At 44.5% G+C, this 12,596-nt stretch carries 12 protein-coding genes; 7 read left to right on the top strand and 5 right to left on the bottom strand.

Translation table 11 applies throughout. The annotated features are described in order from the left end of the window. Nucleotides 1-31: 31 nt before the first annotated feature. Nucleotides 32-433, bottom strand: a complete 402-nt coding sequence (locus tag WOA13_RS03595) for an acyl-CoA thioesterase (RefSeq protein ID WP_342126619.1) — start codon at nucleotides 431-433, stop codon at nucleotides 32-34. 10 nt (nucleotides 434-443) lie between these two features. Beyond that, nucleotides 444-1,022: an XRE family transcriptional regulator gene (locus WOA13_RS03590; RefSeq protein WP_342126618.1), complete on the bottom strand. Its 579-nt coding sequence runs from the start codon at nucleotides 1,020-1,022 to the stop codon at nucleotides 444-446. Between the two features lie 137 nt (nucleotides 1,023-1,159). On the opposite strand from WOA13_RS03590, the gene WOA13_RS03585 reads away from it, so the two are divergent. The 4 genes from WOA13_RS03585 (at nucleotide 1,160) to WOA13_RS03570 (ending at nucleotide 4,223) form a co-directional block, all read left to right on the top strand. After that, nucleotides 1,160-1,606 (top strand): cupredoxin domain-containing protein, encoded by a 447-nt coding sequence (locus WOA13_RS03585; protein WP_342126617.1) that lies wholly within the window; start codon nucleotides 1,160-1,162, stop codon nucleotides 1,604-1,606. A 29-nt stretch (nucleotides 1,607-1,635) separates the two neighbouring features. Beyond that, complete coding sequence (locus WOA13_RS03580; protein ID WP_342126888.1) at nucleotides 1,636-2,796, top strand: tRNA (guanine(10)-N(2))-dimethyltransferase; 1,161 nt, start codon at nucleotides 1,636-1,638, stop codon at nucleotides 2,794-2,796. A gap of 134 nt (nucleotides 2,797-2,930) precedes the next feature. Continuing rightward, complete coding sequence (locus WOA13_RS03575) at nucleotides 2,931-3,509, top strand: MarR family transcriptional regulator (RefSeq protein ID WP_342126616.1); 579 nt, start codon at nucleotides 2,931-2,933, stop codon at nucleotides 3,507-3,509. A gap of 24 nt (nucleotides 3,510-3,533) precedes the next feature. Further along, nucleotides 3,534-4,223: a DUF2110 family protein gene (locus WOA13_RS03570; RefSeq protein ID WP_342126615.1), complete on the top strand. Its 690-nt coding sequence runs from the start codon at nucleotides 3,534-3,536 to the stop codon at nucleotides 4,221-4,223. Between the two features lies 1 nt (nucleotide 4,224). Here the strand turns inward: WOA13_RS03570 and WOA13_RS03565 are convergent, their stop codons facing one another. Then, nucleotides 4,225-4,959, bottom strand: coding sequence for a transcriptional factor MsvR (locus tag WOA13_RS03565; RefSeq protein WP_342126614.1), 735 nt, complete (start codon nucleotides 4,957-4,959; stop codon nucleotides 4,225-4,227). A gap of 126 nt (nucleotides 4,960-5,085) precedes the next feature. Between WOA13_RS03565 and WOA13_RS03560 the strand changes: the two genes are divergently transcribed. Next, complete coding sequence (locus WOA13_RS03560) at nucleotides 5,086-6,120, top strand: class I SAM-dependent methyltransferase (protein WP_342126613.1); 1,035 nt, start codon at nucleotides 5,086-5,088, stop codon at nucleotides 6,118-6,120. A 109-nt stretch (nucleotides 6,121-6,229) separates the two neighbouring features. Here WOA13_RS03560 and WOA13_RS03555 read toward each other — a convergent pair whose 3' ends face one another. Together WOA13_RS03555 and mch are read right to left on the bottom strand one after the other, a co-directional pair. Next, entirely contained in the window at nucleotides 6,230-6,703 is a 474-nt protein-coding gene (locus WOA13_RS03555) for a DUF2124 family protein (RefSeq protein ID WP_342126612.1), read from the bottom strand. A gap of 61 nt (nucleotides 6,704-6,764) precedes the next feature. Further along, on the bottom strand, nucleotides 6,765-7,727 hold the full coding sequence (mch, locus tag WOA13_RS03550) for a methenyltetrahydromethanopterin cyclohydrolase (protein WP_048205020.1): 963 nt from the start codon (nucleotides 7,725-7,727) through the stop codon (nucleotides 6,765-6,767). Between the two features lie 451 nt (nucleotides 7,728-8,178). Here mch and WOA13_RS03545 point away from each other — a divergent pair, with 451 nt between their 5' ends. Beyond that, a complete protein-coding gene (locus WOA13_RS03545; protein WP_342126610.1) occupies nucleotides 8,179-9,255 on the top strand; it encodes a uroporphyrinogen decarboxylase family protein in 1,077 nt (358 codons plus the stop codon). Nucleotides 9,256-9,712: 457 nt separating this feature from the next. Further along, nucleotides 9,713-12,451, top strand: coding sequence for a right-handed parallel beta-helix repeat-containing protein (locus WOA13_RS03540; protein WP_342126609.1), 2,739 nt, complete (start codon nucleotides 9,713-9,715; stop codon nucleotides 12,449-12,451). Nucleotides 12,452-12,596: the final 145 nt, after the last annotated feature.

Genomic DNA, 12,596 nt, shown 5'->3' with positions numbered 1-12,596 from the left:
TCAGGTCCTTTTTATTGTTCGTTCGCCTTATTCAATCCGTGACGAGGTGTTCACTTAATGCCTCTCTGATGTCATCCGGTAATGGGACTGATTTCTTGTTAATGAAATCATAATGCACTATAACGGCAGTTCCCTTTGTCTTTAACTCACCTTTTTGCCAGGCCTCATGTAATAATGTGAAGGAACTGTTGCCGAGTCTCTGGACATAGGTCCTTATTTCAACGTCCCCGTCAAAGAACATCTCCCCAAGGAAGTCAAAGTCGATCCTTGCCATTATCAGGTTCCACTTCTCATAACTCAGGTCAAGGTCAGGTTGGAACATCCTGAATAAAGGGTTCCTTGCAAGTTCGAACCATTCCGGAAGTACGGTATTGTTTACATGGCCAAGGCCATCGATGTCGCCAAATCTTGGTGTCACAGTTGTAACGAACATTTCTTATCCCTTAGAAAGGTGTGTAGACTACAGCAAGTATTCTTGCTTCTGATTCTGTTGCATGGACGTCATGTGGCACAACGGAGTCATAGTAGATGCTGTCTCCTGCGGACAGTTCATAGTTCTCCTTTCCATATGTCACTTCGATGTTTCCACTGAGGACATAGATGAACTCTTCTCCTTCATGGGATGAAAGCTCATGCTCCTCTTCATGGCTGAACGGATGGACATCAATGATGAATGGCTCCATGTTCCTGTCCTGCTTGTCTGCTGCAAGTGAGTGGAACTCGAGTGCACTCTCTTCAGGGTTCCTGGATTTTCCTGAAAAGCGAACTACATTGGCTGAAGCTCCGTTCCTTACGACGACAGGACCGGTCTGTGGCATATCATCAAGGAATGTGCCCAGACGTACTCCCAGTGCACGTGCGATCTTCAAAAGAGGTGTCAATGATGGAATTAGTTCACCTGCTTCAAGTTTCTCTATGAGTTCCACACTGCTCTGACTTTCTTTTGCCAGCTCTTCCACGGACATTTCCTTTGTTTCACGGAACTGGCGTATTTTCTCTCCGACGCTGTTTTTTTCTGTCAATTCATTCACCTCTTTCGCATAGGTCAACGCAAATAAATGGTATTTCAAATTAGAATCGTAACTTAAATATGTATCTGTCAGCTTTTCAGGCAACCTTTATAAGATATTGAAAACCAAATATATCATTGTGAATTCAAATGAAAAGTAAAATACTGGTATTGATATTGGTGCTATCATCTTTATTGATGGCAGGATGTATCGGGGACAATGGGGACGAAGTTCCTGTCGATAATGAAACTCCTGTAGATGTTCCTGATGAGAACATCTCAGAGGATGATAATGTTCCTGTTGATGAGAACGGAGATGTCATAGAACCTCAGACTTACATGATAAGGCTTGGAAGGTTGGATAGGTATGCTGCAATACCTAATTATCTTGAGATCAATAGGGGAGATACTATCATCTGGAGAAACGAGATGAAAGAGAGGAAAATACTATTTGAGGTTATCAGTGAAGACAATCTCTGGGAAGAAGAGAGGATTGCTCCAGGTATGCAGTTCAACTATACCTTCACTGAGAAGGGTGCCTATAATTTCACAGTTCCTCCATGGGATGCTATGAACCATACCGTTATCGTTAAATGATGGCGGAATGTACAGCGTGCACTATGCAGATGAAGAGCACAAAGGTCACCGAAGGTACAACTACGGTCCTTGTTCCGGTGCCTCCAGAGGGCGTATCTTTTCCGCCATCTGAAGCACCGGTATTCTATAATCCTCACATGGAGTTGAACCGCGATATATCCGTCGTGGCAACTTTAGCGTATGCAAAGAGGCTTTCAGCCCAGAAGGATATCGGGATATCAGACATAAGCTATGTTGATACCATGTCCGCATCGGGGATCAGGGGACTTCGTATTGCCAATGAGGTCGGTGTTTCAGTAACGTTGAACGACTGGAGTGATGAGGCCTTTGAGCTTATTCTTGAGAATATCGAACTTACCGGTCTTTCGGAGATCGCAGAGGCCACATGCAAGAATGCTAACGTGCTGATGCATGAGAGGCGTTTCAATATTGTGGACCTGGACCCTTTTGGAAGTCCTGCACCTTATCTGGATGCTGCAACACGGTCAGTTGTGCATCTTCTTGAGGTTACGGCTACTGACACTGCACCTCTTTGTGGTGCACATTTCAATTCAGGGATGAGAAAATATGCTGCTGTGCCTTTGAACAACGAGTTCCACAGTGAGATGGGCGTGCGTATTCTCCTTGGTAAAGTTGCAAGGGAACTTGCAAAGCATGACAAGGGTATGACACCTCTGCTTTCACATGCCACAAGACATTATGTGCGCAGTTATCTTCAGGTCAAAAAAGGTGCAAAGCAGGCCGACAGGACCTTGAGGAACCTTGGGTTCCTCGTCCACTGTGAACAATGCGGCCAGAGGAAGTTCTTCAACGGCATCGCTGCTGTTATAAATGATACCTGTCCTTCCTGTGAAAGCAATATGCAGGTGGCAGGTCCCCTGTGGCTTGGAAAGCTTCACGAGAAGGAATTCTGCGATGAGGTCCTTCTGGAGATCGAATCCCTTGAGCTTGGACAAAAAGTGCAGGGAAAGAAGATCATTGAAGCATGCAGGGATGAACTGGATCTCCCTTTCTTTTATGACCAGCACCTTATGTGCAAAAAGCTCGGTGTTTCAGCACCTGCTATGGATGTTTTTATCGAAGCGCTAAGGGCCACAGGAGCCAGCGTTTCGAGGACACATTTTACTGGTACTTCCTTTAAGACGGATGCGGATCTTGATAGCATAAATGAAGTCCTCAGGTCACTGTAACCCGGTGGGCTTACATTAATTTATGTTATTACGAACGATCAATGTACTATAGAAAGTAATATATATCAAATTAGATAATCATTGTTTTGTCGGAAAAATATTAAGTTATTAATATATATTCAGAGGAGATTTGAATGGCAAAGGAAAATCCGGAATATCTGTTCTTGCAGGAGAAGCCAACACTTGCATTACTGGCGATCTGGTTCTATGGAAGAACATATGCCTCTGTAATTACAAAGGAGATCAATTCTACATTCGCTCACACGACAAAGATACTGTCAAGAATGGAAGAGGACGGTCTTGTGGTATTCAGTGTGGAAGGGCGTATCAAGTATGTTGAGCTGACCGAAAAAGGGTTTAATGTTGTTTCACTTCTGAAGGAGCTTATTGTATCTCTGGGTGGAGAACTTCCGGATGAATATGACCTTGAAGGCCGCCATGAGGTTAGTGAGCCAGAACTTGACCCGGCATCGACCGAGATCATGGAAAAGATCAAAAAACTGCGCCTCAAGGTTGAGACAATCTATAGGGAACTGGTGTCCTCTGATGCTGATGAAGCTACCACAAAGAGGAGGCTTGGACCTTTCAGCCGCGAACTTGCTATGATAGGCGAAATGATCGATTCTGCTGAGGTACCTGTGGACGATGAGGTCATTGATGCTTTCAATGCCACCAGAGAAGTCTTCCTGTCGCTTCTGAACAAAAACGGTTAAATGCATCCTGTTCAATGAGTAGCCATGGAAACAGCAATTCTGAATATCAAATTATATTCTAATTTTGAACGTGCATTGAACTCTGCGGCGTTCATGCTCGAGAACGAGCTTAAGGACCTTGATGCAGGGGTCATACTGTCTGTTGATCCGGAAGGGTGGCTTCAGCTGGAAATCTTAGGTGAGGATGATGTGTTTGCAGCCAATTTCCTTATCGACAAGTATGGAACTCCTGTCAAAAGCGTGGAAAATGGAAGTATCTACAAGGGTTTCATTTCTTCCATCGATGATGAAGGGATAACTGTGGATATCGGTACTGGTGTAAAGGTCCTGCCTGAGGCTCTTAAAGTTCTCGGGGTCGGCAGTGTATCACAGATCGCTTCCCGCTTTGGCCTTATCCCACACCTGCCGGTTTCTGTGAAGATCGAAGGCCAGGATGGCATGATCACAGGCAGTTTCACCAGAGAACAGGTCGATCTTTTCTGGACCTGGAAGAAAGCAACCACTGACAGGCTTATTGTGAACTCTGTTACACGTTCCGAACTTAAGGCCGCTATCAAGAAAAAAGGACATGGAAGGGATATTTACGGCATTGAAAGGCTTGGCATCCTGGAAAATGCGGTAGTCTGCCGTGAAGACACCGATGGTCCCGGAATTGTTGCTGAGATCGGTCCTCTTGTGAAAGCAGACATCGGTGTTATAAGGGGTACACACTGATTTATTGCATTACGAAAAGGCAGTGGTCATAACCATTGCCATGACATTCTATCTCTACAATGTTGCATTGCATGTTGAGCTTGCTGTATATTATTCCCTGAAGCAGGCCTTCACTAAATGAGCAGAGGTTCTGGCCGATGTCAGGTGCACCTTTGCACACAAAGCAGTCATCGATATTTATTGCGAGGGGGTCATAGGATAGGACAGAAAGGTTTCCGAGCTTGTGCATGTCCCAGTAATCAGCTACTTCTTCAAAAAGTCCCTCAAGATATGTTGAGTTGAAATTTTCGGCAAGTCTTATGCCGATATCCTGTCCGATGGTCTCCATTATAGGCCGGTGGTTGATCCCCTGTGCCTCAAAGCCACTCTGGACGGCGTGAAAAAAAGTTGTAAGTATGTCAATTTCAGTATCGAAAGTGTTCGTAAATCGTTTCAGTGTCTCATGATAGTGCTCGACTACGGGTTTCTGGGAACACGCAGCATACTGGGAACACATTACATAGGTCTTCTTGCGCCGGTCGTTGGGATCGATCCGTTCTTCGAGGAGGTTATGTTGCTTAAGGTCACTCAGGTGCACAGAGATGGTGGATTTTGCTTTTCCCGTATATTTTACGATCTCATCGAACGATCTGGAACTTTCTTTCAATAACTCCATTATCTGGAGTTTTACCGGTCCCTCGATGGCAATAATGCCGTCACTGTTTGAAAATAGGGCAGTGTGACCTTCTCCTTTCATATCTAGTAATTGCTTATTCGATATATAAAAGTTCGGTAGTATCCGAATGATCACAGTTTTCCTCTCCGATCACATGTATTATTTGCACAAAATTCACCTGTCTGACCGATAGTTTATTTTCCTCCCATGACAGATTCAGGCAGGTCTATGAAAGCAGTAGTGATCCCTGTGAGGGATGTTGAAAAGGTAAAGGCTGAACTTATTTCCAGGGACGTTCTGGACAAAAGCAGAAAGATAAGGATAGTTGAACATCCGGATGGCAGGTTTGCTGAAGTTCCTGTGACTGCCTGTGTTGATGGATTTGAGATCATCGAACAGGAGGAGCCGGAATTCTATCGTGCTGCCATGTCCCTGAAGGAGCACCTGGATGGGATCATCCCTGAGGATCTGCTCGGCCGCGTCCCGTCAGGCTGGCAGGTGCTCGGCGACATCGTGATCGTTACCATCCCTGAGGAGCTGCAAAGCTACAGGGAGGACATCGCAAGGAAACTACTGGAGATCAATCCCAGGTGCAGGTGTGTTTTGCAGGATTTTGGCATCAGGGGAACTTTCAGGGAACCTGATCGTGAGGTCATCATTGGAGAGGACACCGAGACCATTCAGAAGGAGCATGGCTGTTCCTTCAAACTGGATGCGACTAAGATCATGTACTCAAAGGGCAACCTTGCCGAGAGAAAGCGCATGAGCAAGCTTGGCAGGGATGAGGTCGTGGTGGACATGTTCGCAGGCATCGGCTACTTCTCGATACCACTTGCAGTCCACGGCAAGCCCAAAAAGGTCTATTCAATTGAGCTGAATCCGGTGTCCTACAATTACCTGCTTGAGAATATCCGCCTGAACTACCTTGAGGGAGTTGTGGAAGCTATCAATGGTGATTGCGGTGAGGTAACTCCGCAGGGAGTTGCTGACAGGGTGATCATGGGCTACGTGGGAACCACGCATCATTATCTTGACAAAGGTATTGGAGCTATCCGAAAGGAAGGCGGAATGCTGCATTATCATGAGACCACACCTGAGGCACTGGTTTTCGATCGTCCGATCAGGCGGATCAAAGATGCTGCCTCTGCTCTTGGCAGGGATGCAGAGATATGCGGATGTCATCACATCAAGAAGTATTCTCCCGGCGTCTGGCATGTTGTGGTTGATGCTTACATCAAATGATTCTGTTGTGCCCGTGAGCTATGCAACAATTTTCTCATGAATATGGCAGTACCGTTGCCATTTGCGATCGTAATTGCAAAAATAAGAAAGAATAAGGTGTGCTTTTGGCTCACACCTTGATAGTGCTTACTGCCATGTCGGAATCGATGATGTAGTCGAAGTCGATGGGTCCGATCCAGCACTGGGTATCGAACATTGACTGGAAGCATACTCCTATCACAGTTGTGCTGTCAGCACCTTCAAGAATGTCTTCCATGTTCTTTTTGATATCATTTACGTCGATGTTCATCTTTGGCATTGCTAGTCCGCCCAGAAGGACGACGGTATCTGCGTGATAGTCGACATCTTCACCGATCTGCATGCCGCTTGGTGTGGATACTATTGCCTTTGCTTCGTGGTTGCGGATGTCGGGAATGAAGCCTACCTCGATAGGTGTGTCTCTCAGGACGAATGACATTATCTCTGCAAAAGGTGTGCAGAAGCCAGTGGTTCCGATGAACATTACTTTCTTTGAATCCTTAACAAGCTCTCTGAAAGATGTCAGAAGTCCGCCGATGCCGTTGGCATTATTGATTACTTCCATGATAACTCCATTAAAAAAAGAGATTATACAGCCATATCGGCTGCATATCGAATTAATAAGATTATACGTTCTTGATGCCGAATGATTCGAGAAGGATGCCAGGGTTGATGCGACCGCTGGTGAATGACTTCTTGGTTGCGACATCGTTGATGGTGATCTTTGCAGGAGCGAACATACCGGCATCGACCTTGAAGAAGTCGAAACCTGCTTCCTTGAAGGTTGTGAAGAATGGCTTACCGAAGTCCCTTGATGTGGTGGATGGTGCCTTCTTTACGAAGTCTTCGAGCTTCTCTGCGTCTCCGTAGTCAACGGTGTAGTAGGTCTCACCACAGTAGATGATACAGTCGTTGGTTGAACCCATGCACTTTGTGTCGTCTCCGACAATTGGTGCGATAGGTGCTACACCGAAACCGCTCTTGATGGTGTTGATGTCAAAGCCGATGGACTCGAGCTTGTGGATACCTGTTTCAACAACCCTTGCGGAGATCTGTACTGAACCTGCGATTGATGATGTTGGTGCTACTGCGACGTAAACGTTCTGTGGTTCAACACTGCAGTGCTTTGCGATGTACTCAACGATCTCCTCGGTTGGGAGCTTGTCGGATTCCATTACGAGAACTGCTGCATCTGCATCGTCCTTGTAGCCGATCTCTTCGTAGAGCTCTTTTGGCTTAAGACCGAGGCCTCTTGCAGGACCGGAGCCCATACCGAAGTAGTCACCGACTGCAATTCTCCATCCTGCATACTGGGATGCCATGCATGCGATGGTAGGGTGGTCTGTAGCAACCTGAATAGCTGGTACTGGAAGACCATCGAGGTCGACCTTTGTGTATGAGATCTCTGCAAGGTCTGCAAGGCAGAGGCGTGAGAGGTACATACCTGCATCATAGCCACCCTCAACATTGACACCACAGTCAATGATGGTAGCGCCGTTCTCAAGTTCCTTTGACTCGACCTTGATCTCTTCTTCCCAGTCTAACATCTCATCAATAATAGCTAAGCCCTTTTCGTTGACACTTATCATCTTAAATCCCTCTACATGGTTAGGTGTCAATGATTGGGTAGGTTAGAATATGAATTTATCGGTGTTTAGGAAGTTAATGGAGAGTGGTTTTTATTTTTATGTTTACTGCTGAGTAAAATTATGCAGAATATAAGTGAAAGCTATGATCGTTGATAAATGCTCTTGGCACTAATATAAGTAAATCTTTGTTTTTGCTGAGGTCTTCTAAAGGACCTTGTTTATGAAATTATGTAAGCTCTGGAGCTGAGGTCTTTTGATTATTATTGGTCATTTTTCTGTACTAATCTAAGATTTGTATATTTTTCTAACACTCTGATTTATTAGGAAGTTAAACAGAGTTCTTATTGGTGATATTTTGGGGGATATTAGCTTTCAGAATTTAGATAATATAGTATTGTAAATCTTCCAAAAGCTAAAGCCAAAACAGTAGTCTATAAGGGGGCAATAAATAATGGCACAGAGGATGACATCACCTGAACGGATGATGGCAGTTATGTCCGGACAAAAACCGGATCGTGTACCTGTGGTTCCTTTTGCTTTGGGATATTCTTCAAAGATTCTTGGTATATCTCTTGGTGATTGGTATGCAGATGGAAACAAGTGTTTTGAAGCACAGTTAGCTTCAATGCGCCTGCATGGTTATGAAGAGACACCGATGTATGGATATGCTTCCTGCGGTGCCTGGGAATTTGGAGGCAAAATAGGTTTTCCTTATGGCAAAGGACAGGGTGCTCCCTATGTTATAGAACATCCTGTGAAGAACATTGATGATATTGAAAATTTAAGTGTACCTGACTTCAAGGATTCACTTCCTGGTGCATATAAAGAAGCGGATAAACTAGCTTCCAGATGTGCTGAGTTTGGTATGCCGGTCTCTATACAGGTAGGCAGTGTATTTACAACTGCTTCAGTTGTTGCGGATACATCTGATTTTTTGACCTGGATTATGATGGAACCCAAATCTGTACACGTATTACTTAGTAAGGTTGCGGATATGTTCATCAATGCTATAGATTATTTCGCAGACAAATATGGTGCAGAAAACCTGCTTCCTTTCGATGGGGGTCCATCTGAATCCAATACTATGATATCTCCTGATATGTTTGGAGAATTCGCCTTTCCTTACATGAAGAGAATTCATTCTCATATGAAAGAACTGGGAGTACATGCTGTACTTATGCACCCGTGTGCAAACCAGAATGGTAACATCCCTTATTATGTAAAAATGAGGGACGAACTTGGATGGGCTGGAAAATATGTATGGCTCTTTGGTCCGGAAACACCTGTAAGTAGTCAGGTAAAAGCATTTGGTGATCATGATGTTGTCTGTGGTAATATAGATCCGTCACTTTTCATTACCAAATCATATGAAGAGTTAGTGGAAATATGCAGACAGAATATTCTTGAAGGGAAAGATTCTCCCTCAGGTTTCATACTGGCTCCAGGCTGTGAATTCCCTGTTGGCGCACCGCCGATCAAATTGATGGCTATGATGGATGCTGCCGAAAAATATGGCAGATACGAATAAATGGCCATTATGAGCAATGGTCATTGCATCCTTTTTCATTTTTTAAAAAGTCTTATAATTGAAGATTGAAACAGGAAATCTTTGACAAAAATAGTTTGGTCTAATCATGATTCTCCAGCCTAAATATTTTGTTTTTCAATCTTGGAATTATGTCTTTTGATAAAATACTGAAGGAATATTTCTTAAAGAATCCATATTTTTATTATCTCTTTTTGTTAACAGCATTTCTTCTTATATAATCGCCTAAATATTATTGCAAGACTTATACAATTCATTCATAATTTTCTTATAATATAATATACAACCTTTAAATAAGGGTTAACATTTGGCTGTGGGGACAGCAAGGTAGCACTGCCTTTATTGTAGCTGATGGTTTTTGGCACGTACTGCCTTATTGATAGCGATCTCTGCAGATGTAGGCGATTTGGAAGATCGTTAGAATAAGGTGGTGGATGCAATGAGATTAAATCAAACTATACTGATTTGTTTTGGAATAGCTTTAGTATTGATGAATGCAGGCACTGCTGCAGCAGCGACTTTCAACGTGACAAGCATTCCTGGTCCACAGAACTACACTACAATCCAGGATGCGGTGAGTGCTGCCGCCTTCACAGGCGATACCATTCTTGTGTATCCTGGCACGTACAATGAGAACGTGGACGTGAATAGACAACTAAACATCACGTCAACAGGTGGTGCTGCCGTCACAAATGTCATTGCTGACGACTCTTACAACGCTGTATTTTATGTTACTGCAAATCAGGTGACCATCAGCGGATTCACTGTGAGTGGTGCTACGGATGGGGGTGCACCTGGCATCGAACTGCGGTCCTCCAGTAACACCTTGGTCAACAACACGTTGTCGGGCAATTGGGACGGTATCTATCTGTCTTATTCCTACTACAATAACCTGACTAACAATACAGCGTCGAACAACCACTATGGTATTGTTTTGTGGTATTCCAGTAACAACACCCTGACCAGCAACATGGCGTCGAATAATACCCAATATGGTATCGATCTGGATTATTCCAGCTACAATACTCTGACAGACAACACGGTGTTGAACACCAGCTTCTCTGGCATCAATCTGGGTTGGGATTCCAACCACAACACTCTGACCAACAACACGTTGTCGAATAACCTCGCTGGCTTTAGCCTGTATCAATCCAGCAACAACACTTTGACTAATAATACGGCATTGAACAACCGCGGTAGCGCCATCAGTCTGTGGATCTCCTGCAACAACAACACCCTGACCAGCAACATGTTGTCGAACAACAGCTTTGGCATCCATCTGAGTGATTCCTGCAACTACAACACTCTGAGCAACAATACAGCATCTAACAGCGCCAACGCTGGCATCCAGCTGACTGATTCTTCCGACTACAACACTCTGAGCAACAATACAGCGTCTAACAACGCCGAGGATGGCATCGGTTTGACTTCTTCCAGCAACAACAACACTCTGACCAGCAACACGGTGTCGAACAATACCGATAGAGGCATCTGGCTGTCTTCCAGCAACAACAACACTCTGACCAACAACACGGCTTCTAATAACAACGATACTGGCATCTTCCTGTGGTCCTCCAGCAACAACACCTTGACCAGCAATACGGTGGAGTACAACGGAAACGTGGGTTTTTATCTGGACGGCATCTATCTACGTAATTCCGACAACAACACGTTGACCGGCAACACGGTGTCGAACAACGGCGACGAAGGTATTGAGATGGATTATTCCAGCTACAACACGCTAGCCAACAACACGTTTTCGTACAGTAGCAGTGATGGCATTGATATGGAAGACTCCAGCAACAACAATATTCTAATCAACAACACGGTGGAGTACAACAGCAATGGCGGTATTGCGTTGACTGATTCCGACTCCAATACATTGACCAACAATACAGTGTCGAACAATCTTGGAGATGATGGAATCCATCTGGATTATTCTGACCACAACACGCTGACCAGCAATACAGTGTCGAACAATGTTGAGGATGGTATTGATCTAGAGTACTCTATCAATAACAGCGTGGTCGGCAATATAATGTCGGACAATGCCGGATCAGGTATCGATCTGGATGATTCCGACGACAACACCCTTACAAGCAACATCGTGTTGAGCAATGCTAATTTTGGTATTGAGGTGGGTGATTCCAGCAACAATCTCATATACAACAACAACTTCAACAACACGAATAATGCTCTATTTACAGGGATAAATTCAGGAAATATCTGGAACATCGCTAAGACCGCAGGCACGAATATCGCAGGTGGTTACTATCTTGGAGGTAACTACTGGTCAGATTATGGTGGTGTTGATAACGATGGGGACGGAATAGGTGATTCTCAGTTTGATCTTGACGGGGTTAACATCGACTATCTGCCACTGACGGGTGTTACGAATCCGATTGTGGTGGAAACACCTCAGAACAATTCAATCTATGCCACAAGCACAATTCCGCTCAATGTTTCCTCTTTCGAAGTAATGGATGCCTGGTGGTATAGTATCAATGGCACTGCCAATGTCACCTTCATACCCAACTTAATATTGCCGGCACTGCCTGATGGGGATCATACCATCATAGTCTATGCCAATGATACCATAGGCGATGAGTACGTATCACCCCTGATCAATTTCAGGGTCGATACGATACCTCCTGCAAACATTACAAATCTCACGATTGCAGGAACTACAAGCAGTTCAATAACCCTTTCATGGGACGCTTCCCCTGACACGGATCACGCGGAACTGTGGAGGGACAACGTATACATTACCGATGTATTCGGTGTCAGCCATGAAGATACAGGATTGGCTTCTGCAACATCCTACGATTACAGTCTGCGCCCGGTTGACGCTGCTGGAAATATGGGTAACTGGTCAAATATCACGGCATCTACCAAAGAACGTAGCACTGGAGGTGGAGGCGGTGGTGGATACATACCGATGCCGGAAGAACCTGAAGTGCCTGAAGAAAATGTTACTTCCAGTTCAGATGGAATCAGTAATGCAACCATAGTATCTCCTGAAGAGATAACTCCTGAAGAGGAAGCTGTTGAAGAAACTGATGGGGGGGAAGATGACTCTGGAGCAACTTCTGTAATCGGTGTAGTGCTGCTATTCTTTGCACTGATGATCGTGTTCTTCATCTTATGGAAGAGGCGGAAGGATAAGGAAGAAGAATGAATGGGGGGAAGGAAGGATTGATAACAAATCCTTCTAACTCTTTTTTTATTTCTAGTCTTGAGATTCCTTCTGTTCTGAGATAATTGAAATATTATTAGAAATCACATCAGTTTCCCACATTGCTGTGTGAAGTGTCGGATTTCAA

It is taken from the genome of Methanococcoides sp. LMO-2, from assembly GCF_038432375.1.
Taxonomy (GTDB): Archaea; Halobacteriota; Methanosarcinia; order Methanosarcinales; family Methanosarcinaceae; genus Methanococcoides; species Methanococcoides cohabitans.
This window is presented reverse-complemented; position numbering and strand designations above follow the sequence as displayed.